Origin of the sequence: Pseudomonas sp. yb_2 (assembly GCF_043103905.1) — a bacterium.
Classification (GTDB): Bacteria; Pseudomonadota; Gammaproteobacteria; order Pseudomonadales; family Pseudomonadaceae; genus Aquipseudomonas; species Aquipseudomonas alloputida.
On sequence record NZ_JBICKH010000033.1, the window covers coordinates 187,007 to 208,280 of the forward strand.

Below are 21,274 nucleotides of genomic sequence, written 5' to 3' on the forward strand. Positions count from 1 at the left end.
AGAATTGCGCACTTTTTGATCAGAGGCGCCAAAAGCGCCCGTCAAGTTCGCCCCCGATTCCGGCCGGGCGACCTGTATTCAATACCGAGGTTAGTCATGTCCACCACGCCCGCCACCCCCAAGGTAGGTTTCGTAAGCCTGGGTTGCCCAAAAGCCCTGGTCGACTCCGAGCGCATCCTGACCCAGCTGCGCATGGAAGGCTATGAAGTCGTACCCACCTACGAGGACGCCGACGTGGTGGTGGTCAACACCTGCGGCTTCATCGACAGCGCCAAGGCCGAATCGCTGGAAGTGATCGGCGAAGCCATCAAGGAAAACGGCAAGGTGATCGTCACCGGCTGCATGGGCGTCGAAGAAGGCAGCATCCGTGACGTGCACCCAAGCGTGCTGTCGGTCACTGGCCCGCAGCAGTACGAGCAGGTAGTCAACGCCGTTCACGAAGTGGTGCCGCCGCGTCAGGACCACAACCCGCTGATCGACCTGGTGCCGCCACAGGGCGTCAAGCTGACCCCGCGCCACTATGCCTACCTGAAGATCTCCGAAGGCTGCAACCACAGCTGCAGCTTCTGCATCATCCCGTCGATGCGCGGCAAGCTGGTCAGCCGCCCGGTGGGTGAAGTGCTGAGCGAGGCCGAGCGCCTGGTCAAGGCCGGGGTGAAGGAAATCCTGGTGATTTCCCAGGACACCAGCGCCTACGGCGTCGACGTCAAGTACAAGACCGACTTCTGGAACGGCCGCCCGGTGAAGACCCGCATGCTCGAGCTGTGCGAAGCACTGAGCAGCCTGGGCGCCTGGGTACGCCTGCACTATGTGTACCCTTACCCGAACGTTGACGACGTGATCCCGCTGATGGCTGCCGGCAAGATCCTGCCGTACCTGGACATCCCGTTCCAGCACGCCAGCCCGAAAGTGCTCAAGTCGATGAAGCGCCCGGCCTTCGAAGACCGCACCCTGGCGCGCATCAAGAACTGGCGCGAGCAATGCCCTGAGCTGGTGATCCGTTCCACCTTCATCGTCGGCTTCCCGGGCGAGACCGAGGAAGACTTCCAGTACCTGCTGGACTGGCTGACCGAAGCCCAGCTCGACCGCGTGGGCTGCTTCCAGTACTCGCCGGTAGAAGGCGCCCCGGCCAACGACCTGGGCCTGGCCGAAGTACCGGACGACGTCAAGCAAGAGCGCTGGGACCGCTTCATGGCCCACCAGCAGGCCATCAGTGCTGCCCGCCTGCAATTGCGCATCGGCAAGGAAATCGACGTGCTGATCGACGAAGTCGAGGAACAAGGTTCGGTTGGCCGCAGCTTCTTCGATGCACCGGAAATCGACGGCAGCGTGTTCATCGATGGCGACCATGGTTTCAAGCCAGGCGACAAAGTGCGTTGCCGTGTGGTGGATGCCGACGAGTACGACATGTGGGCTGAACCCATCTAAAACGGCTGAAGCCTGCAAAGCCCCTGCCCCGGCGTTCTCCATAGGGAATGACCGGCGCAGGGGCTTTTTTGTCAGAACGTGTGAAACAGCATCAGGCCGCCCTCGGCATCCGGGCTGGCATCCGAGAAGCCTTTGACTGCATAGAGTTGGACTTTCCACTGCGGGTTGAGCTTGTGGGTGAGGAACAGGGTAAGCTCCTTGATCTGCGCCCCGGTCGAGACCACTTTCTGCCGCCAATCGTAGGAGGCGCCGGCCGAAGTACCGACCGCCACCGGCAGGGCAAAGCCGAGACTGGCAAATACCGGGTCATCGAAGTCGCTATCGGGCGGGTCACCGAACTTCTTCCAACCCAGCGTCGCGAAACCGGTGACCGGGCCAAAGCCCTTGGCTATGTCGACCTGGGTGGTGTAGTCGTACTGGCCGGTGCCCAGGCACTGGTCTTCATCAGCGGTAGGGAATTTGACCTTGCCGATCAGGTCCAGCATCAGGCCGCCGTCACGACCATCGAGCAGTGCATAAGCGGCGCTGGCAACCGTGTCACCCAACCCGCTTTCCACGTCTCGGCAACCACCGGGCAAGGGGTCACCATTGGGGCCGACTTCGGGGTTGGTGATACGCAACCAAGGCACGGTAACCTTGTAGGTCATGGGGCCGCTCTCATACTTGCCGACCACCGGCACATACCAGATTTCCGAAGTGGTGCCGGTACCATAGTCGCCACTTGAATAATCCATGCCAATGGCGGCACTGAAGGTATCGGCCAGCGCCGACACGCAGGTGCACGAGAGCAAACAGGCGAACAGAGGGAGCGTGGGTCTCATTTGCAACTCAGTACTCTTTCGGGAAGCATGGCCAGACTTACCCAGCCTAGTTGGCTAACGCCCGGATCGCTCTGGATGCTCGACTTTTTCCACCGTCTCTGCCTTTTCCGGCCTCTCCACCTTTTCAACTTTCTCTGGTAACTCCACCTTTTCGACTCTCTCGACCTTTTCGACCTTTTCGACCCGTTCAGGCTTTTCGACTTTTTCGACTTTTTCGACTTTTTCGACTTTTTCGACTTTCTCGACCTTCTCGACCTTCTCGACCTTCTCGACCTTCTCGACCTTCTCGACCTTCTCGACCTTCTCGACCTTCTCGACCTTCTCGACCTTCTCGACTTTCTCGGGCTTCTCGACCTTGTCTACTTTTTCGACCTTTCCGGTGTTTTCGACTTCGACCTTCTCAACCCGATCGGAGCTACCACTGTTGCTGCGCGTCGATTGCTCCAATGCGTCGAGGTGTACCGACTTTCCCGACTTTTCACCGCTGCCATGGTCACTGGAGCCGTCAACGGCACTGCGCCCACTGTGATCATCGCTGTTTTCATCGCGATCGCTGGCCCCATCGCTTGCGCCATGACCGCTGCTGGAGCCGCCGGAGCTACTTCCGTCATGCTCACCACCGTGCCCCGACTGGCTTCTGTCAGGATTGTCGACACGGTCGTCCTGGAATTCCACGCGGGTTGCCCGCAGCTCGTGAGTTCCATTGAGCACCCCGCTCACCCGCACACGTTGATCAAGCGCCAACGCCGCTGGCTGCCGACCGACAATTACGGTGCCCTGCCCCAATGTCACATTGAGACCTGCAACCACCAACTGCCGAGCTTGTGTACGCTGTACCAGCCCTTCAACCACCGCCTGCTGGACACGACCAGCAAAAGGCAGGCTCGGGTCTGGACGGGTTTGTGCCACTTCAAGCTGGCGCCCGGTCCACTGGCCGCGCACCAGCACCTCACGAGCAGGCGCCACACGGGTACCCAACTTCAACCCTTGAAGGCTGCCAGTGCGATCAACCGCGCCGATGGCGCTGGCCTCCCTCAACCCCGGTGCCCGTTCGATACGGGTCGCCACGACTTCTCCCCGGGCATCGCGCAGGCCGCTGACCCTCACGGGCTCACCCGGGCGCAACCCTTCAGCTACCCGCGCGCCAGCGGCCAGCCGCACGGGTTGCCCCATGACCCGCAGTGGGGCCGAGGCATTGGGCAGCGCCGTCAACGGCCCTTCAAAGACGTTGAGGATCGAAATGCGCCCCGCTTGCAGGCCGCGCTGGGTGGCGAATGCCTCCACCGCCACCACCTGCCCGATCGCCAGGTGACCACTGCTGGCAGGCGCACCGTTCTCACTCACCGGTACGTCCTTGCCATAGTGCACTTCCATGCCATTGACGCAGATCGAGGCGAAGCCGGTGATGGTACCGACGATGCCTGTACCCCCAGTACCACCCGGGCGCAGGATCGGCGTACCGGTACCACCTACATCACCGTGGCGCTGATCAAAGTAGGTGCCGTCCACACCCTCCGCCACCGCGCCTGTGCCGCCTGTACCACCCGGGCGTTGCTGGACTGGGGCACCGGTGCCACCGACGCCGCCATTTTCATTGCGTGCACCGGTGCCGCCCATACCGCCGGGGAACTGCAGGCCTGCGGCACCGGCCATACCCATCTCGTCACGGCTGACACACACCGGCGCTGCGGCCACCTCGGCCGGGGCCATCAGGTTCCCCCCGAAAACCAGGGCAAACATGACAGCACTGAGGTAGCGCACAGGAAGAGTCATGGGCCGGGTGTCTTCGACGGATCGGAATCGGTAGCTTCAGTGTAGAAATAAAGCCCGACAGTGATGCGCTGACGTTGTTCGATACCGGGCTCATCAGCACTCTCCAACGCTGCTGCAAGCCGGCTGAAGGCAAGTAGTGTCTGCATGCCATCCTTGGCTACCACATCTCGCAAATGCTCGACGCTGGCCGGGCTCAAGGCATCGTAGTGCACGCTACGCTCAAAAAATGGCGGGCCTTCGCCGCTGAGGTTGTGCACCGCCGCACAGGCATGGTCATGCAGGTTGTGGCCGAAGTACGCAGCCTTTTCATCAAAACCCTTCTGTGGCACGAATGCATGGGCTTGCAGGTGCACGCAATCCTGCTCATCGAGCCGCACAACGCCCAGGCGCAACCATTCGTCCAGCACCACCCGGCCGCGGATATCGGTGCTGACCTTGGCGACCAGGGCGTCGAATGAGCAATCGCCACCCACACTGGCTAGCCGCGCAAGCGCCCTCGCCTGGCCGGGTGCCGAGCAGAATGGTGGGGTGTTGGTCCATACATTGACCAACTGTGCACCTAGCGTGATGTTATCCGGCAGGGCCGCAATTGCAGTGTCACCCTCATTACGCAGCCGCCGGACATCTTTACGATGTACGCCGGTAAGCAGGCTGATGCGGCTATCGGTTGGCGCGGTGTCGTTCAGGCGAAACTCGCGATGGGCCACATCGACGAACACCTCCTTGAGCAGGTCGGTGAACATCGTGTAGGTAACCCCTTTGCGCAGCATCAGGCGCACCAGCGGGCGCATCACACGCCGCAGCGCTCTCAGCATCGACGGGGGTAAGACAGGCGATTGCATCGAGGGCATTCCTTGACAGAGGCACCCAGTATAAGACGCGGGAATTAATCCCACGCAAACCGCAATCATATCCCGGCATGGACGAGGAAAAAGCTGTCAGCGCTCATTGGAAATGACGTGATAAAGGCAAGACAGGCCAGAACCTGCTCATACAAAACCCGTCCGCTGGGTTTTGTATGGGCCACTTCGGGTCAGCGCCAATCAGCTTCTGCTGTTGTCATCCCCGGCCTCGCCGCCGGCATGAACACCGTGGTCATTACCGGGTTCGCCACCCACATGGTTGCCGTGATCGTCACCAGGTTCACCACCAACATGATTGCCGTGATCATCGCCAGGCTCACCGCCGACATGATTACCATGATCATCCCCGGGTTCCCCACCCACGTGATTGCCATGATCGTCACCCGCTTCAGCATGGTTGCTGCTGCGCCCAGCGTTTGAATTACCGTCGTGGCCACTGCCGCTGTTGCCGGCATGGCCACCACCGTCACCGCCGCTGCCGTGGCCACCACTTCCGCTTCCGCCACCATGGCCACCGCCGCCACCACTTCCACCACCACCGTGGCCACCACCACCGCCGCTTCCACCACCACCGTGGCCACCGCCACTTCCACCACCACCGTGACCACCGCCACCGCCGCTTCCACCGCCACCGTGGCCACCGCCGCCGCCACTTCCACCGCCACCGTGGCCACCGCCACCGCCACCGCCACCGCCACCGCCATCTTTAGCGTAGGCACTGGAGCCATGAGAAATCGAGTCAGGGATCAAGGCAATGGACATCGACAACACGCCAGCTACAGCAGCCGCGAGTAAAGCCTTCTTGAACAGCAGGTGGATTTGCATAGTCCGTCTCCAGGTCTTCGCCACGAGAACGCCAAATCAGTCAGTAATCTTGCTTCAGATTGAACTTATATTTACGTGGGATTTTTTCCCACGCTTAAGTAATAGACCGTCACTCCCCAGGTCTCAAGCGCTAAGCGAACAAGCCGACCGGTGGTTGGCCTGCTATGTTTTCCCTATCGCCCCAGAGGAACACCGGCATGTCTGCGCTACTGACGCTGCAAACCCCGCGCTTGTGCGACTACAGCGAGCTGGTACAAGTGTGGGAGGACTCGGTACGCGCCACCCACGACTTCCTGCCAGAGGGCTATATCCTGCTGCTGCGCGAACATGTGCTGCGCCGTTATCTCGACGCAGTGATGCTGGTCTGCTGCAAGGACCGCCAGCGCATCTGTGGTTTCGCCGGTGTCGCCAACGGGCGGGTGGACATGCTGTTCGTCGCACCTGGCTACCGTGGCCAAGGGGTAGGCAAGCGCCTGCTGCGCTATGCCATCAGCGAACTGAATGCCGAGTACCTTGACGTCAACGAGCAGAACCCGAAAGCGCTGGGCTTCTACCTGCATGAAGGTTTCGAGGTCATCGGCCGTTCGGAAACCGACGGCCTGGGCCAGCCCTATCCTCTGCTGCACATGAGGCTGATGCGCACAGTGCCTTGAGGCGGCGCCTGAATGTGCCGCGCTATGTGTCCAAAATGGCGCATCTGACACAGATTCCCATCATCTACCGCTTGCAGGCAGGTACAATGGAGGCCTTTCCCTGCCTTGCGAATTGCCCCATGTCCGAACCCGTCCGCCTGTCCAAACGCCTCATCGAGCAGCTCGGCTGCTCCCGCCGCGAGGCCGAGCAGTACATTGAAGGAGGCTGGGTAACGGTCGATGGCGTGGTGGTCGAGCAGCCGCAGTTCAAGGTTGAGCAGCAGCGCGTCGAGCTGCTGCCGGGCGCCCGTGCCGAAACCCTGGAGCCGGTGACCCTGCTGCTGAACCAGCCAGCCGGCATGGACAGTGAAGATGCCCGCGCCAGCATGAACATGGGCAGCCTCAGCGAGGCCCACCGCGAAGGCGTGCGCGCCCTGCACGGGCATTTTGCCCGGCAGGCCTGCGTGGCACCGCTGGAGCGTGGCGCCAGCGGCCTGCAGGTGTTTACCCAGGACTGGCGGGTATCCCGCAAGATCGAGGCCGACCTGCGTCGCCTGGAGCAGGAGTTCATCATTGAAGTGCGCGGCGAAACCACCCCCCAGGCGCTGGAACGCCTGGCGCGTGGGGCCATGCGCAATGACCGCGAGTTGCCCAAGGCCAAGGCCAGCTGGCAGAACGAGACACACCTGCGCATGGTGTTGAAGAACCCACAACCAGGACAGATTTCCGAGCTATGCGCCTACCTGCGCCTGGAGCTTTTAGGCATGCGACGCATTCGCCTGGGTGGTGTGTCGATGGGCAAGCTGCCCTTGGGCCAATGGCGTTACCTGGCTACCTCCGAACGTTTCTAAGCAATACGCCGCGCTGGAATGCGCGGCACCTGAACAGGATTCTGCTGCAATGAACCACAACGACGTCCTGCGCAGCCTGCGCTACATGCTCAAGGTGAACGACGCCAAGATGGCCGAAATCATCGGGCTCTCCGGCCTCGAAGTGCATCCTCTGGTGCTGGCCACCTACCTGAAAAAAGAAGAAGAGGAAGGCTTCGTGCGCTGCCCGGAACGGGTGATGGCGCACTTCCTTGACGGCCTGGTGATCTACCGCCGTGGCAAAGACGAGAGCCGCCCGCAGCAGCCGATCGAGCTGCCGGTAACCAACAACCTGATCCTCAAGAAGCTGCGTGTGGCCTTTGAGCTCAAGGAAGACGACCTGCACGCGATTCTCAAGTCGGTCAACTTCCCGGTCAGCAAACCTGAGCTCAGTGCGCTGTTCCGCAAGGCTGGCCACGACAACTACCGCCCGTGTGGCGACCAGTTGATGCGCAACTTCCTCAAGGGCCTCACCCTGCGCGTGCGCGGCTGAGTGGCCATGCAGCATACGGTTGTCCCGGTCGGCATCGTCCACTCCTGTTTCAAGGAAAAGTTCGCCATTCCGCGCCAGCCGCAACTGGCGCCTGCCGCCCGTGGCGTACTCGAACTGTTGCCGCCGTTTGATCAAGGTGACGCGGTCGAGGGCCTGGAACAGGTCAGCCATGTGTGGCTGCTGTTCCTGTTCCACCAGGCCCTGGAGGAAAAGCCGCGCCTGAAAGTGCGGCCTCCGCGTCTGGGCGGCAACAAGAGCATGGGGGTGTTCGCCACCCGCGCCACCCACCGGCCCAACGGCATCGGCCAGTCGGTGGTACGCCTGGAGGGCGTGGAGCCCGGGCGCCTGCTGCTGTCCGGGATCGACCTGCTCGACGGCACGCCGGTGCTGGATATCAAGCCGTATGTGCCCTATGCCGACAGCATCGCTGGCGCCAGCAACCAGATGGCCAACGCAGCGCCGGTGGCAATTGCCGTGCAGTGGGCCGACAACGCCTTGCTCCAGGCCCGCGAGCATGCGCTGCGCCTGAGCGAGCCGCTGGTGGAGCTAATCGAGCAATGCCTGGCGCAGGACCCACGGCCGGCCTACCAGATACCACCGTCCGAGCGGGTGTACGGGGTGAAGTTCTGGGATGTGCAAGTAAGGTGGCATTACCCGCAGCCGGACGTCATCCGGGTGTTGGAAGTGGTACTGGGCTGAGGGCCACGGGCTTCGCCCGTGTTCGCGGGCAAGCCCGCTCCCACAGTCCAATCGCGCCAGCTTTTAGAAATTGAGCAAGGCCCACACAAGGGTCCGCGCTAACACGAAAAAGGCGACCTTTGGTCGCCTTTCTCATTTCAACCAGCTCTCAACGAGCCGGGCCTTCAGCCACGCCCAGGTCGTCCGTCGGGCGGGTATCGATCAGCGGCGCACCACCGGAGTCCAGTTCCGAAGCCAGCTTGTCGTTGTCCATTTCCTTGACCCACTTGGCCACTACCACGGTGGCAACGGCGTTGCCCACCAGGTTGGTCAGGGCGCGGGCTTCGGACATGAAGCGGTCGATGCCGAGGATCAGCGCCAGGCCGGCAACCGGCAGGTGGCCAACAGCCGACAGGGTCGCGGCCAGCACGATGAAGCCCGACCCGGTAACGCCGGCAGCCCCCTTGGAAGCCACCAGCAGCACCAGCAGCAGGGTGATCTGGTGAGTGATGTCCATGGTGGTGTCAGTGGCCTGAGCGATGAACACCGCAGCCATGGTCAGGTAGATCGAGGTACCGTCCAGGTTGAACGAGTAGCCAGTCGGGATAACCAGGCCCACTACCGATTTCTTGGCACCCAGGCGCTCCATCTTGGCCAGCATGCGTGGCAGGGCCGACTCCGAGGACGAAGTACCCAGCACGATCAGCAGTTCTTCACGGATGTAGCGGATCAGCTTGATCACGCTGAAACCGTGGGCGCGGCAGATACCGCCCAGCACCACCAGCACGAACAGCAGGCAGGTGATGTAGAAGCAGGCCATCAGGTAGCCCAGCTGCACCAGCGAACCAACACCATACTGGCCAATGGTGAAGGCCATGGCGCCGAAAGCGCCGATCGGGGCCAGCTTCATGATCATGTTGATGATGTTGAACATGACGTGGGCGAAGCGGTCGATCATGTCCAGCACCGGCTTGCCGTAGCTGCCCAGGCGGTGCAGGGCGAAGCCGAACAGTACCGAGAACATCAGCACTTGCAGGATGTCGCCGTTGGCGAAGGCGCCGACGACCGTGTTGGGGATGACGTTAAGCAGGAAGCCGACGGTCGTCTGCTGCGCGCCGGCGGCGGCGTAGGCAGCCACGCTGCTGGCGTTCAGGGTGCTGACGTCGATGTGCATGCCAGCGCCTGGCTTGACCACGTTGACGACGACGAGGCCGATGATCAGGGCGATGGTGGAGACGATTTCAAAGTACAGCAACGCGTAGCCGCCGGTTTTACCGACCGACTTCATGCTCTGCATACCGGCAATGCCGCTGACCACGGTACAGAAGATGATCGGGGCGATGACCATCTTGATCAGTTTGACGAAGCCGTCACCCAGGGGTTTGAGGGCAACGCCCGTTTCCGGGTAGTAGTGGCCGAGCAGGATGCCGATGGTGATGGCGACCAACACCTGGACATACAGGGATTTGTACAGCGGCTGACGTGTCGTCATGGCTAATTTTCCTCAAGTGTGCCGGTTCACCCTTCCCAGGGTGATGGGGCACCTGAATCGCTAACCCTCCTGCACTTGGAGGGATTTGTCGTTGTGTTCGAGCTGCCTGGGCAGGCCTCTGCGAGGATCAATAGCAAGGGTGGTGCCAAAATGCCCATGAAGGGTGCAAGGTCCGTATTTGCTGGGGATAAATGCCCAACGACAGGGCGATACTCCCGGGACGGATTGGCGGATTTCCGCCCGATGGCGGAATTTGTACAAGGAGGAATGGCGGAAATCCGCCCTTTGTGGATTGCCTGTGCCGGCCCATTCGCGGATTGACCTGCGAACGGGCTGGCACAGGCTAAGAATCAATCCAGGTGGAAGGTGATCCTGAACGCAGCGCCCCCCAGTGGCGAATCGCCAAGGCTCAGCTCGGCGTCATAGCTGTCGACGATATCCTTGACCACTGCCAAGCCGATGCCCTGCCCCGGGTGCTGGCTGTCCAGCCGCTCCCCACGCTCCAGAATGCGTTCACGCTGGTCGACGGGCACGCCCGGCCCGTCGTCCTCGATGCACAAGGTCAGATACCCCGGCGCTTTCATCAGGCTCACCCGCACTTGGCCCAGGCTCAGCCGGTAGGCGTTCTCCAGCAGGTTGCCGAGCATTTCCAGCAACGCGCCCTGCTCCATCGGTACCTGCGCCGCGTCCGGCAACTCCAGCACCACGTCCACACGTTTTTCCCGGTAAACCTTGGCCAAGGTGCTGCACAGGCTGTCGAGCAACGGCCGCAGCAATACGCTGTGGCGGACCAGGCCACTCTTGCGCAGGCTGGCGCGTTGCAGCTGGTAGTCGATCTGCTGGCTCATGCGCTCGATCTGGCTTTGCAGCACCCGCGCCTGCTCGCGCTCGCCGCTGCGCTGCTGCAAGCTTTCACCCACGCCCTGCAGCACCGCCAGCGGCGTCTTCAGGCTGTGCGCCAGGTCGTCCAGCGAATCACGGTAGCGCGTGCGCTGCTCACGCTCACTGCGCAACAGACGGTTGAGCGAGCGGGTAAGGCGCAGCAACTCGCGTGGGTGCTCGCCGCTCAGGCCGTCACGTGCACCGGATTCCACTTCATCCAGTTCGTGGCTGAGGCGTCGCAACGAGCGCAGCCCCCAGGTCAGGCCTGCCCACAACAACACCATGAGCGCCAGCAATGCAGCGCCGAACCCCAGGTAGAGCTTTTCGCGCAGGCCATTGAGGGTGGCCTTGTACTCGCTCACGGGCTGCAGAGCGACAATGCTGTAGGCGGCGCTCTGCCCGCCCAGCAGCTTTATCTCGACGTCGTATACGAAGAACTCTTCGCCATCTGACTGGTGAATGCGGTCGAACTCGTTGCCGCGCCCGTCATAGCGCGGCTGATAGTTGATGTGCCGGTCGGCGGTGGCACGCGACTGCCAGACCAGTTTGCCATCGCGGTCAAAGATATAGCCGAGCAGGCCTGTGTAGGGCAGGTTGTAGCGCTCGTCCGGCAGCAGTGTCGGCATCTGCAACCGGCCATGCTCGATACGCGCAGCGGAAATCAGCGTGGTCACATCCGAGGCCAGACGCTGCTCGATCGATTCCTGCAGAGCCAGGCTGAAGGCCTTCTGCAAGGCCGGCAGCAGCGCCAGCATGAACAGCAGCGCCAACACTGCGGCGGCCAGCATCAGGCGCACCCGCAGCGAGCGGATCATCGGCAGCGCTCGGTGAACAGGTAGCCCAGGCCGCGCACCGTGTCGATGGGTTTGAAGCCGCGCTCGCCTTCAAGCTTGCGGCGCAGGCGGCCAACCAGCACTTCGATGACATTGGGGTCGCGCTCTTCGTCTCCTGGGTACAACTGCTCCATCAGGCGATCCTTGGCCACCACCTGCTGGTGATGGCGCATGAGGTATTCGAGGATGCGGTATTCGTAGGCGGTCAGGGCCAAGGCTTGTTCGTCGAGGGTGGCCTGCTTGCGGTTGAGGTCAAGCACCAAGGGGCCAGCGGCGATGGTCGACTGGGTGAAACCACTGGAGCGGCGCAACAGGGCATTGAGCCGTGCTTCAAGCTCCTCGAACTGGAACGGCTTGACCAGGTAGTCGTCGGCACCGGCGGCCAGGCCCTCGACCTTGTCTTGCCAGTTGCCACGGGCTGTGAGGATGAGAATGGGGAAGGTCTTGTCCTGGCTGCGCAGGCGCGTGATCAGCTCCAGGCCGCTGATACCGGGCAGGCCCAGGTCGATGATGGCAAGGTCGAAATGGTACTGCTCGGCCTGGTACAGCGCCTCTTCGGCATCAGCGACCGCCTCGACCACATGGCCGCTTTCGCCCAGGCGGGTGTAGAGGTGATGGCGAAGCAGGGCTTCGTCCTCGACCACCAGCAGTTTCATGTGCAGCTCCTTATGTGTATTGCCTGTACCGGCCCTTTCGCGGGCACGCCCGCTCCCACAGTAATCGCACAGTCCCTGAAACCTGTGTAGCACCTGCAGAAACCCAAGGCACTGCACAGGTTCTGAGGTTTGTGCAGCACCTGTGGGAGCGGGCGTGCCCGCGAAGAGGCCAGTACAGGATAACGCGGCTCGTCCGTCAGAACTTGTATGAAGCCGCCAGGTAGGTCTGGGCGCTGCTGGTCAGACGCAGGGTGCCGTCCTTCGGCCCGCCATGTGCGCCCACCTCGGTCGCGGCATTGGTGCGCAGGTAACGGTAGCCCAGTTCGACCGAGGCCTTGTCGGTGATGTCCTGGATCACACCGGCCTGCAAGCCGTAGGCATAACCGTAGTCAGTGTCCCGGCTGGCGCCTGGCGAGTCCTGGGTCAGTTTGGTCACACCCAGGCTGCCACCACCGAACAGCTTGGTGGTATCGCCCACCGGCAGGAACAAGTCGTAGCTGCCAAGCAGGTTTTCCTGGCGCAACTTCAGGCCACTGTGGTCGCCAGAGACGTTGTCATAGGTCATGTAGTAGCGGCCCTGGTCGTTGATCTTGCCCAGACGCACACCCCAGGTATCGTCCTTGCCGATGATACCGTCGGCGTTGAGGTGGTCGGTGTTGCGTTGCAGCAGGCCGGACTTGCGGACTTTGTCGCTGGTCTGGCCGTAGGTGAGGCTGGCGAAGTTGTCGTCCGCAGCTTGGGCGGTGGTGATGCCAGCGGCACAGACGGCCATGGCGGCAAGCAGGGTATTGAAGGTTTTCATGGCTGGGTACTCCAGTTGGGTGCGCTGTTTCGGTCTGGAAGCTAGAGTAATCAGGGCACCCTGAACCGCGACTGAACCCTGGCTGAACCCCGGCTGAACGAACCGATAGCAAAACAAGGAGTTGTGAACATGCGAGCCCTGCTGGCCCTGACCCTGATGTGCAGCGCCGCCCTCGCCCAAGCGGCGGTAGTGACCCGTGAAATTCCGTATCAGGACGACGATGGCAACCGCCTCGTCGGCTACTACGCCTACGATGACGCGCTGGACGGCAAACGCCCAGGCATCGTTGTGGTGCATGAATGGTGGGGCCTGAACGACTATGCCAAGCGTCGTGCGAGAGATCTCGCCGCTCTGGGCTACAAGGCACTGGCCATCGACATGTACGGCGATGGCAAGCACACCGAGCATCCGCAGGATGCCCAGGCATTCATGGCCGCAGCGATGAAGGACCCGGCCGCAGCAGCAGCGCGCTTCGACGCGGGCCTGGAGTTGTTGAAAAAGCAGCCGAATGTGAACAAGCATCAACTGGGCGCTGTCGGCTACTGTTTTGGCGGCAAGGTGGTGCTCGATGCCGCACGCCGGGGAGAAAAGCTCGATGGCGTGGTGAGCTTCCATGGCGCACTGGCCACCCAGACCCCGGCAAAACCTGGTGTAGTGCGGGCCGATATCCTGGTCGAGCATGGTGCGGCGGACAGCATGGTCAGCCCACAGCAGGTAGAGGCGTTCAAGGCCGAGATGGATGCGGCCAAGGTCAACTACCAGTTCGTCAGTATTGAAGGGGCCAAGCACGGGTTCACCAACCCCGATGCCGATCGGCTGAGCCATGGTGAACATGGTGGGCCGGACATTGGCTATAACAAGGCAGCGGACGAGCGTTCCTGGGCGGATATGCAGGCGTTTTTCAAGAAGGTGTTCAATTAAAAGATTGCGCTGTGGGAGCGGGCTTGCCCGCGAACACGGGCGAAGCCCGTGCCATCCACCACGGTGTTGCCTTCGCGGGCAAGCCCGCTTCCACGCCACCTCCCTTAGCGCCTGCACAGCTGGCACAATAGCCGCCATGAACACACTTCCTGCCTGTTGCGCCCCGCTCCAGCACCACTGGCCCCTGCCCCGCCCATTGCCCGGCGCGGTGCTGGTCAGTTGCGCCTTCGACCCTGCCCACTTGGCCGCCGACGACTTCCAGCGCGCTGGCGTACTGCCCAGCGCCAGCCTGCTGCGCTCGGTGGCCAAGCGCCAGGCCGAGTACCTGGCCGGCCGCGTATGTGCCCGCGCCGCGCTCCAGCACCTGGACGGCCGCGACCACGTGCCCGGCACCCACGAAGACCGCTCGCCCATCTGGCCCGCCGGTATTCATGGCTCGATCACACACGGCAAGGGCTGGGCCGCCGCGGTGGTCGCCGGCAAAAACAGCTGCCAAGGTCTGGGCCTGGATCAGGAAGCCTTGCTGGATGACGCGCGCGCCGAGCGGCTGATGGGCGAAATCCTAACCCCGGCAGAGCTGGAGCGCCTGGACCGCCGCCAGCTTGGGCTTACGGTCACCCTGACGTTCTCGCTGAAGGAAAGTTTGTTCAAGACCCTGTACCCACTGACTCGCCAACGCTTCTACTTCGAACACGCAGAAGTGCTCGACTGGTCCGCAGAAGGGCTGGCGCGCTTGCGCCTGCTCACCGACCTGTCACCGCAGTGGCAGCAAGGCGCAGAGCTGCAAGGCCAGTTCTGCCTGCAGGACGGCCACCTGCTGAGCCTGGTCAGCGTCTGACCTTTACAGCGGTGCCTGCTGCCTTGGCCAGTTCAGGCTGAAGCAGGCACCGCCCAACGCCTCGCTGCGGCCCACTGTGGCCCGGCCCGCGTGCCAGTAGATGATCCGCCGTACGATCGACAAGCCCAACCCGTGCCCGCCCGAGGCACGGGTACGGCTGTCATCGAGGCGGGTGAAGGGCGTGAAGATGCGGTCCCAGAAGCCCTCGGGGATCCCCGGGCCGTCATCCTCCACATCGATACGGCAACGTTGCTGGCCCAGCTGATAGCTCAGGCGCACTTCGCTCTCGGCATGGCGCATGGCATTGCCGACAAGGTTCTGCAGGGCCCGGTGCAAGTAGCGCGGCTCGGCCTCGACCCAGGCGCCTTCGGCATCCGCGCCCTGGCAGTCGCCGCGCACAACCCGCACCTCGGCACGCAAAGGTGCCAGCTCTTCGATCACCCGATCGAGCAAGGCATCCAGATCGACCCGCTGGAACTTCAAGGCCGGTGCGCCCTGCTCCAGGCGGGCGTAGGTCAGCATTTCGTCGACCAGCTTGTCGAGGTCCTGGATATCCCCGTCCATGCCCGCCAGATGCTTAGCCCGCACCTGTTCAGTCGTGGCGCTTTCGATCATCTCCAGGCCAAAGCGCAGGCGCGCCACCGGCGTGCGCAGCTCGTGGGACACCGCTCGCACCAGCTCACGCTGCATGGTCAGCGAGCGCTGCAGGTGCTCGGCCATGCCATTGAAGGCAGCCGCCAGGCGCCCTACCGAGTCGGCGTCGCCGGCCGGCACGCGGGTATCCAGGCTGCCCTGGGCGATGCGCGTGGCAGCAATCTCCAGGCCCGACACACGACGTTCCAGCTGACGCACCAGCAGGTAGACCACCAGGCCGATCAGGCACAGCCCCAGGAAGGCAATCAGGATCAGCAACTGCGGCGGGTAAGGGTTGAGCTGGTACAGCGGGCCGATTTCCAGTACCCATGGCGAGCCCGTCAGCCCGGCGAACACCCGGATCGAGTCACCATCCTTGCCCAGCGCCATCACCGTGTCGCCCTCCTCCACCCGGCGCCGCTGGTCATCGTCCAGGCTGACCCGCTCGATACGTTGCAAGGCAACGCCAAAGCCGAAGCCCTTTTCCTGCTTGATCTGTGCCAGGCGCTGCTGCTGTTCGGTTACCGGGTAGCGCACCAGTTCGTCGGCCAATAGATAGAGGGTGGCCCGCGCCAACTGCTCGCTGATCTGTTTGATCTGCGCGACCAGCATCAGGTCTTCCTGGCCCACCTTGCGTAGCACTTGCGCCGCATGCGGGCCAATCTTCTCGACCACCACCAGGCCACGGTACAGGCGCGCCCGCTGGCCACCGTCAAGGCTGCGTGCGCTCATCGGCTGCAGCGCCAACTGCACGCCAAGCAGGCGTTCCCAGATCAGCAGCGAACGCTTGCGTTGGGTTTCATTCTGCATTGCCAGGTTGTCGGCCATCAGGCTGAAAGTGCCCTGGGCCAGGCCCTCGCGGTGCTGGGCAGCGCGCACTTCGTTGACCAGGTGCAGGCTGAGCACGCCAAGCAGGGCCACCAGCACCAGCACGGCCAGCATGCCGCCGTAGATGCGCAGGAAGATCGAATTGTTCATGGCGCCTCGCCCACGAACAGGTAGCCTTTGCTGCGCAGGGTCTTGATCAACCGCGGCTGAAGCGGGTCATCGCCGATCTTGGGGCGGATTTTCGAGATGCGGATATCGATGGAGCGGTCCTGGCCGTCGTAGCCCACGCCACGCAGTGCGGTGAAGATCTGTTCACGGGTCAGCACGCGGCCAGCGTTGCTGGCCAACAGCCAGAGCAGGTCGAATTCGGCGCCGGTCAGCTCGATCAACTGCTCGCCCAGGCGCGCCTCACGCAGGCGGTTGTCGATACGCAGCGCACCGAAGGCCAGGTCCTGGCGCTTGCTGTCCACGGTTTCGCTGCGGCGCAGCAGGGCCTGGATACGTGCCAGCAGCAAGCGTGGGCGCACGGGTTTGCAGACGTAGTCGTCGGCGCCCAGGTCCAGGCCCTGGACCTGGTCCAGTTCATCACTGCGCGCGGTGAGCATGAGGATCGGCCCCTGGTACTGGCTGCGCACCCGGCGGCAGATGCTCAGGCCGTCCTCGCCGGGGAGCATCAGGTCGAGGATCACCAGGTCGGGCTGGCTGTCGATGATGCGCCTCGCGGCACGGGCGCCATCGGCCTCCACCGCGACCTCGAAACCATTGGCCTGCAGGTATTCGGCGGTGAGTTCGGCGAGGCGCTGGTCGTCTTCGACGATGAGGATGCGGGGTATGGGGTGGTCCATGGCTTTGGCCTTGTTGTTCTTGGGATCGTGTCAGGGCAGCTGAGAGTATGAATGTAGATGGGGGGCCCTGCGAGACCGAGCGCCCCGCGGGCGGTGCTCGATCACCCAGGCACCCCAGATCTTCAGACACGCCCTACCGCCCCCTCGACTGAACCGTTTTTTGTGACAGGCTTCGCGCCCAAAAAAAACTGCCCAAGGGCTTCACGGTGCAGAAAAATACTGCAAACCACTTGGCACAAGGCCTACAGCGAATACCCACCATTCACTCACAAAGTACACACAACTTATCCACAGGCGCTCGCCTTGCAAAGCCCCCAATACCGCATTATCTTGTATCCCGATCGCAGCGAACCACTAGATATAGGGGTTCGTGCAAAATCACACACAAAAGTCAACCCGCAAGATCAAGCGATTTTCCGGGTGGAACTTCAGGTGATTTCAGCAGCCAAACCGCTCCTGCGGAGGCGACCGAGGCAAGCCCTTTCAGGGCGTTGTTCGGGCATGGGTGTTGCAGGCCAGGCCTGGCACCCATCAGCAACAGTTTTTGGGCTCGGCCCAGAACCTTTGACTTCGGCCAGGGAGCGGCAAGCCATTGCCCCTTATTCCTGAGTCTGTCCCGAAGTCGGTACGCCCGCGCGGGCGGATGCGCATGCATTGCGCATCCCCGCGAGGTTATCGAGCAAGTGGACGGAACGGTGGGCGCCCATAAGGCGCCTGAACAATATAGAAACTGTGGAGACACCCACCCATGCAAACCGACACGACTCGCGAGAACCCGCAGGCCCAGGTGCCGCAGGCCGCCGATTCCAACCAGGATCTGGCTGCCACCGCCCCCGGCCAACTGCGCGTGATCAAGCGTAACGGCACTGTCGTCCCTTACACCGACGACAAGATCACCGTCGCCATCACCAAGGCGTTCCTCGCAGTTGAAGGCGGCACCGCCGCCGCTTCGTCGCGCATCCACGACACCGTCGCGCGCCTGACCGAGCAGGTTACCGCAACGTTCAAGCGTCGCATGCCATCGGGTGGCACCATCCACATCGAAGAAATCCAGGACCAGGTCGAACTGGCCCTGATGCGCGCCGGCGAGCAGAAAGTCGCCCGCGACTACGTGATCTACCGTGACCAGCGCGCCAAGGAGCGTGCCACCCGCGCCAACACCGACGCCGTGGTCGAGCCGCACCCGAGCATCCGCATCACCCTGGCCGACGGCAGCCTGGCGCCGCTCGACATGGCCCGCCTGAACACCATCATCAGCGAAGCCTGCGAAGGCCTGGCCGAAGTCGATGGCGACCTGATCCAGCGCGAAACCCTGAAGAACCTGTACGACGGCGTGGCCATCAAGGACGTCAACACCGCCCTGGTGATGACCGCCCGTACCCTGGTGGAGCGCGAGCCGAACTACTCGTTCGTTACCGCCCGCCTGCTGATGGACACCCTGCGCGCCGAAGGCCTGGGCTTCCTGAATGTAGCCGACAGCGCCACCCACCACGAGATGGCTGACCTGTACGCCAAGGCCCTGCCGGCCTACGTCGCCAAAGGTATCGAGTTCGAGCTGCTGAACCCGGCCCTGGCCGACTTCGACCTGGAAAAACTGGGCAAGGCGATCAACCACGAGCGCGACCAGCAGTTCACCTACCTGGGCCTGCAGACCCTGTACGACCGCTACTTCATCCACAAGGATGGCGTGCGCTTCGAGCTGCCGCAGGTTTTCTTCATGCGTGTGGCCATGGGCCTGGCGCTGGAAGAAAAAGACAAGGAAGCCCGTGCGATCGAGTTCTACAACCTGTTGTCGTCGTTCGACTACATGGCCTCGACCCCGACCCTGTTCAACGCCGGCACCCTGCGCCCGCAGCTGTCCAGCTGCTACCTGACCACCGTGCCGGACGACCTGTCGGGCATCTACCACGCGATCCACGACAACGCCATGCTGTCGAAATTCGCCGGTGGCCTGGGCAACGACTGGACCCCTGTGCGCGCACTGGGCTCTTACATCAAGGGCACCAACGGCAAGTCGCAGGGCGTCGTACCGTTCCTGAAAGTGGTCAACGACACCGCCGTTGCGGTCAACCAGGGTGGCAAGCGCAAAGGCGCTGTATGTGCCTACCTGGAAACCTGGCACCTGGACATCGAAGAATTCATCGAGCTGCGCAAGAACACCGGTGATGACCGCCGTCGTACCCACGACATGAACACCGCCAACTGGATCCCTGACCTGTTCATGAAGCGTGTCTTCGATGACGGCAAGTGGACCCTGTTCTCGCCTTCGGAAGTGCCAGACCTGCACGACCTGACCGGCAAGGCCTTCGAAGAGCGCTACGAGTACTACGAAGCCCTGACCGAGTACAACAAGATCAAGGTGTTCAAGACCGTTCAGGCCAAAGACCTGTGGCGCAAGATGCTGTCGATGCTGTTCGAGACCGGCCACCCATGGCTGACCTTCAAGGACCCGTGCAACCTGCGTTCGCCGCAGCAGCACGTGGGCGTGGTCCACAGCTCGAACCTGTGCACCGAAATCACCCTGAACACCAACAAGGACGAGATCGCGGTCTGCAACCTGGGCTCGATCAACCTGCCGAACCACATCGTCGATGGCAAGCTGGACACCACCAAGCTGCAACGCACCGTGAACACCGCCGTGCGCATGCTCGACAACGTGATCGACATCAACTACTACTCGGTGCCGCAAGCGCGTAACTCGAACTTCAAGCACCGGCCGGTCGGCCTGGGCATCATGGGCTTCCAGGATGCGCTGTACCTGCAGCACATTCCTTACGGCTCCGATGCTGCCGTCGAGTTTGCCGACAAGTCGATGGAAGCGGTCAGCTACTACGCCATCCAGGCTTCGTGCGACCTGGCCGATGAACGCGGCGCCTACGAGACCTTCCAGGGTTCGCTATGGTCCAAGGGCATTCTGCCGCTGGATTCGCAACAGATCCTGATCGAGGCCCGTGGCCAGAAGTACATCGACGTCAACCTGGAAGAAACCCTGGACTGGGCGCCGGTACGTGCCCGCGTACAGAAAGGTATTCGTAACTCGAACATCATGGCCATCGCGCCAACCGCGACCATCGCCAACATCACCGGCGTGTCGCAGTCGATCGAGCCTACCTACCAGAACCTGTACGTGAAATCGAACCTGTCGGGCGAATTCACCGTGATCAACCCGTACCTGGTTCGCGACCTCAAGGCCCGCGACCTGTGGGACTCGGTCATGATCAACGACCTGAAGTACTACGACGGTTCGGTACAGCAGATCGAGCGTATCCCGCAAGAGCTGAAAGACCTGTACGCCACTGCGTTCGAAGTCGAGACCAAGTGGATTGTCGACGCTGCTTCCCGTCGCCAGAAGTGGATCGACCAGGCGCAGTCGCTGAACCTGTACATCGCGGGTGCATCGGGCAAGAAGCTGGACGTGACCTACCGCATGGCCTGGTACCGTGGCCTGAAAACCACCTACTACCTCCGTGCCCTGGCCGCCACCAGCACCGAGAAGTCGACCATCAACACCGGCAAGCTCAACGCCGTTTCCAGCGGTGGCGACAGCGCCCCAGTCCAGGCAGCCGGCCCTGCGCCAGTGCCAAAGGCCTGCGCGATCGACGAGCCTGACTGCGAAGCCTGCCAGTAAGGCCTGAATGCCGTGCGGGGTGCCTACGGGTGCCCCGCGCGGCATTTTTGTATCCGCGCCTCAGAGAAACCTTGCCCTTTGCCCACTGTTCACGCAGCTCGGTAAAAGAACAGGACCTCTCAAAAAAGGATGTACGCCCATGGCGCGGAAAAAACTGGCATCTCGCAAGATTGGTCGCAACGCAGAAACCGGCCGTTTCACCTCGGTGGAACAGGCACGCAAGCACCCCAAGACACACATTGTCGAAACGCTGTACACCCACCGTAGCTAGTGGTGGCTGGCCTCATCGCCGGCAAGCCCACGGTGAGGCCGACTCCGCCAACACAAGCCTCAGGAAACACCATATGATGTGCCTTCAAATTTAAACTGGCACAACATATAGGTTGGCGCTACACTCTCCCCCCGTAGAAGAAGCCACCCGCTTCGTGAACGGACGCACGCCAAACCGGTCAAAAAAGTTACCCTCGCCGGCAAGACACGCGCCCCGATCGAAGGTGAATTCCGGTATACTTTGCGCCCTCTGAAAAGAGCACC

Annotated in this window: 19 protein-coding genes; 9 read left to right on the plus strand and 10 right to left on the minus strand. The window is 62.4% G+C overall.

Annotated features, from left to right (window positions below; translation table 11 throughout):
• The first annotated feature begins 96 nt into the window (after positions 1-96).
• Positions 97-1,428: a 30S ribosomal protein S12 methylthiotransferase RimO gene (gene rimO, locus ACF8FB_RS07900; RefSeq protein ID WP_004576169.1), complete on the plus strand. Its 1,332-nt coding sequence runs from the start codon at positions 97-99 to the stop codon at positions 1,426-1,428.
• 71 nt (positions 1,429-1,499) lie between these two features.
• On the opposite strand, the gene ACF8FB_RS07905 is transcribed toward rimO, so the two are convergent.
• The 4 genes from ACF8FB_RS07905 to ACF8FB_RS07920 form a co-directional block, all read right to left on the minus strand.
• Positions 1,500-2,249 carry a hypothetical protein gene (locus tag ACF8FB_RS07905; protein ID WP_049587988.1) on the minus strand — a complete coding sequence of 250 codons (750 nt, stop codon included), beginning with the start codon at positions 2,247-2,249 and terminating at the stop codon, positions 1,500-1,502.
• Positions 2,250-2,303: 54 nt separating this feature from the next.
• The gene (locus tag ACF8FB_RS07910; protein ID WP_392511173.1) at positions 2,304-4,022 is read right to left on the minus strand and encodes a DUF5666 domain-containing protein; all 1,719 of its coding nucleotides are present in this window, start codon (positions 4,020-4,022) and stop codon (positions 2,304-2,306) included.
• Entirely contained in the window at positions 4,019-4,864 is an 846-nt protein-coding gene (locus ACF8FB_RS07915) for a DUF6502 family protein (protein WP_392511174.1), read from the minus strand. The genes ACF8FB_RS07910 and ACF8FB_RS07915 overlap by 4 nt, the downstream gene beginning before the upstream one ends.
• A 191-nt stretch (positions 4,865-5,055) precedes the next feature.
• The gene (locus tag ACF8FB_RS07920; protein ID WP_392511175.1) at positions 5,056-5,613 is read right to left on the minus strand and encodes a hypothetical protein; all 558 of its coding nucleotides are present in this window, start codon (positions 5,611-5,613) and stop codon (positions 5,056-5,058) included.
• Between the two features lie 294 nt (positions 5,614-5,907).
• Between ACF8FB_RS07920 and ACF8FB_RS07925 the strand changes: the two genes are divergently transcribed.
• From ACF8FB_RS07925 to tsaA, 4 genes are all read left to right on the plus strand, one after another.
• Complete coding sequence (locus ACF8FB_RS07925; RefSeq protein WP_049587991.1) at positions 5,908-6,363, plus strand: GNAT family N-acetyltransferase; 456 nt, start codon at positions 5,908-5,910, stop codon at positions 6,361-6,363.
• A gap of 119 nt (positions 6,364-6,482) precedes the next feature.
• Positions 6,483-7,193 carry an rRNA pseudouridine synthase gene (locus tag ACF8FB_RS07930; protein WP_010952344.1) on the plus strand — a complete coding sequence of 237 codons (711 nt, stop codon included), beginning with the start codon at positions 6,483-6,485 and terminating at the stop codon, positions 7,191-7,193.
• 49 nt (positions 7,194-7,242) lie between these two features.
• Positions 7,243-7,704: a DUF1456 family protein gene (locus ACF8FB_RS07935; RefSeq protein ID WP_010952343.1), complete on the plus strand. Its 462-nt coding sequence runs from the start codon at positions 7,243-7,245 to the stop codon at positions 7,702-7,704.
• 6 nt (positions 7,705-7,710) lie between these two features.
• Positions 7,711-8,403 carry a tRNA (N6-threonylcarbamoyladenosine(37)-N6)-methyltransferase TrmO gene (tsaA, locus tag ACF8FB_RS07940; RefSeq protein ID WP_060489550.1) on the plus strand — a complete coding sequence of 231 codons (693 nt, stop codon included), beginning with the start codon at positions 7,711-7,713 and terminating at the stop codon, positions 8,401-8,403.
• A gap of 148 nt (positions 8,404-8,551) precedes the next feature.
• Here the strand turns inward: tsaA and ACF8FB_RS07945 are convergent, their stop codons facing one another.
• The 4 genes from ACF8FB_RS07945 to ACF8FB_RS07960 all read right to left on the minus strand — a co-directional run bounded on the left by ACF8FB_RS07945 (position 8,552) and on the right by ACF8FB_RS07960 (position 13,047).
• Positions 8,552-9,874 (minus strand): dicarboxylate/amino acid:cation symporter, encoded by a 1,323-nt coding sequence (locus tag ACF8FB_RS07945; RefSeq protein ID WP_010952341.1) that lies wholly within the window; start codon positions 9,872-9,874, stop codon positions 8,552-8,554.
• 350 nt (positions 9,875-10,224) lie between these two features.
• Positions 10,225-11,571, minus strand: coding sequence for an ATP-binding protein (locus tag ACF8FB_RS07950; protein ID WP_010952340.1), 1,347 nt, complete (start codon positions 11,569-11,571; stop codon positions 10,225-10,227).
• On the minus strand, positions 11,568-12,245 hold the full coding sequence (locus ACF8FB_RS07955; protein WP_010952339.1) for a response regulator: 678 nt from the start codon (positions 12,243-12,245) through the stop codon (positions 11,568-11,570). Before ACF8FB_RS07955 ends, ACF8FB_RS07950 begins: the two co-directional genes overlap by 4 nt.
• 196 nt (positions 12,246-12,441) lie before the next feature.
• Complete coding sequence (locus ACF8FB_RS07960; RefSeq protein ID WP_010952338.1) at positions 12,442-13,047, minus strand: outer membrane beta-barrel protein; 606 nt, start codon at positions 13,045-13,047, stop codon at positions 12,442-12,444.
• Positions 13,048-13,176: 129 nt separating this feature from the next.
• Between ACF8FB_RS07960 and ACF8FB_RS07965 the strand changes: the two genes are divergently transcribed.
• On the plus strand, positions 13,177-13,968 hold the full coding sequence (locus ACF8FB_RS07965; RefSeq protein ID WP_180688708.1) for a dienelactone hydrolase family protein: 792 nt from the start codon (positions 13,177-13,179) through the stop codon (positions 13,966-13,968).
• Positions 13,969-14,104: 136 nt separating this feature from the next.
• Positions 14,105-14,806: a 4'-phosphopantetheinyl transferase gene (locus ACF8FB_RS07970; RefSeq protein WP_392511176.1), complete on the plus strand. Its 702-nt coding sequence runs from the start codon at positions 14,105-14,107 to the stop codon at positions 14,804-14,806.
• A gap of 3 nt (positions 14,807-14,809) precedes the next feature.
• Here ACF8FB_RS07970 and ACF8FB_RS07975 read toward each other — a convergent pair whose 3' ends face one another.
• Positions 14,810-16,417 (minus strand): ATP-binding protein, encoded by a 1,608-nt coding sequence (locus ACF8FB_RS07975; RefSeq protein ID WP_392511177.1) that lies wholly within the window; start codon positions 16,415-16,417, stop codon positions 14,810-14,812.
• On the minus strand, positions 16,414-17,112 hold the full coding sequence (locus tag ACF8FB_RS07980; protein ID WP_010952334.1) for a response regulator transcription factor: 699 nt from the start codon (positions 17,110-17,112) through the stop codon (positions 16,414-16,416). The genes ACF8FB_RS07975 and ACF8FB_RS07980 overlap by 4 nt, the downstream gene beginning before the upstream one ends.
• A gap of 748 nt (positions 17,113-17,860) precedes the next feature.
• Here ACF8FB_RS07980 and ACF8FB_RS07985 point away from each other — a divergent pair.
• Positions 17,861-20,740, plus strand: coding sequence for a ribonucleoside-diphosphate reductase subunit alpha (locus ACF8FB_RS07985; RefSeq protein WP_010952332.1), 2,880 nt, complete (start codon positions 17,861-17,863; stop codon positions 20,738-20,740).
• 139 nt (positions 20,741-20,879) lie between these two features.
• On the plus strand, positions 20,880-21,011 hold the full coding sequence (locus ACF8FB_RS07990) for a hypothetical protein (protein ID WP_003254821.1): 132 nt from the start codon (positions 20,880-20,882) through the stop codon (positions 21,009-21,011).
• Positions 21,012-21,274: the final 263 nt, after the last annotated feature.

Excerpts from the sequence above, each read along its gene's own strand:
- ACF8FB_RS07990 (WP_003254821.1), top strand. The coding sequence starts at position 20,880 with ATGGCGCGGAAAAAACTGGCATCTCGCAAGATTGGTCGCAACGCAGAA.
- ACF8FB_RS07970 (WP_392511176.1), top strand. The coding sequence starts at position 14,105 with ATGAACACACTTCCTGCCTGTTGCGCCCCGCTCCAGCACCACTGGCCC.
- ACF8FB_RS07905 (WP_049587988.1), bottom strand. The coding sequence starts at position 2,249 with ATGAGACCCACGCTCCCTCTGTTCGCCTGTTTGCTCTCGTGCACCTGC.
- ACF8FB_RS07985 (WP_010952332.1), top strand. The coding sequence starts at position 17,861 with ATGCAAACCGACACGACTCGCGAGAACCCGCAGGCCCAGGTGCCGCAG.
- tsaA (WP_060489550.1), top strand. The coding sequence starts at position 7,711 with ATGCAGCATACGGTTGTCCCGGTCGGCATCGTCCACTCCTGTTTCAAG.
- ACF8FB_RS07980 (WP_010952334.1), bottom strand. The coding sequence starts at position 17,112 with ATGGACCACCCCATACCCCGCATCCTCATCGTCGAAGACGACCAGCGC.
- ACF8FB_RS07930 (WP_010952344.1), top strand. The coding sequence starts at position 6,483 with ATGTCCGAACCCGTCCGCCTGTCCAAACGCCTCATCGAGCAGCTCGGC.
- ACF8FB_RS07910 (WP_392511173.1), bottom strand. The coding sequence starts at position 4,022 with ATGACTCTTCCTGTGCGCTACCTCAGTGCTGTCATGTTTGCCCTGGTT.
- ACF8FB_RS07935 (WP_010952343.1), top strand. The coding sequence starts at position 7,243 with ATGAACCACAACGACGTCCTGCGCAGCCTGCGCTACATGCTCAAGGTG.
- ACF8FB_RS07945 (WP_010952341.1), bottom strand. The coding sequence starts at position 9,874 with ATGACGACACGTCAGCCGCTGTACAAATCCCTGTATGTCCAGGTGTTG.
- ACF8FB_RS07965 (WP_180688708.1), top strand. The coding sequence starts at position 13,177 with ATGCGAGCCCTGCTGGCCCTGACCCTGATGTGCAGCGCCGCCCTCGCC.
- ACF8FB_RS07955 (WP_010952339.1), bottom strand. The coding sequence starts at position 12,245 with ATGAAACTGCTGGTGGTCGAGGACGAAGCCCTGCTTCGCCATCACCTC.
- ACF8FB_RS07960 (WP_010952338.1), bottom strand. The coding sequence starts at position 13,047 with ATGAAAACCTTCAATACCCTGCTTGCCGCCATGGCCGTCTGTGCCGCT.
- ACF8FB_RS07925 (WP_049587991.1), top strand. The coding sequence starts at position 5,908 with ATGTCTGCGCTACTGACGCTGCAAACCCCGCGCTTGTGCGACTACAGC.
- ACF8FB_RS07975 (WP_392511177.1), bottom strand. The coding sequence starts at position 16,417 with ATGAACAATTCGATCTTCCTGCGCATCTACGGCGGCATGCTGGCCGTG.
- rimO (WP_004576169.1), top strand. The coding sequence starts at position 97 with ATGTCCACCACGCCCGCCACCCCCAAGGTAGGTTTCGTAAGCCTGGGT.
- ACF8FB_RS07915 (WP_392511174.1), bottom strand. The coding sequence starts at position 4,864 with ATGCAATCGCCTGTCTTACCCCCGTCGATGCTGAGAGCGCTGCGGCGT.
- ACF8FB_RS07920 (WP_392511175.1), bottom strand. The coding sequence starts at position 5,613 with ATGGCTCCAGTGCCTACGCTAAAGATGGCGGTGGCGGTGGCGGTGGCG.
- ACF8FB_RS07950 (WP_010952340.1), bottom strand. The coding sequence starts at position 11,571 with ATGATCCGCTCGCTGCGGGTGCGCCTGATGCTGGCCGCCGCAGTGTTG.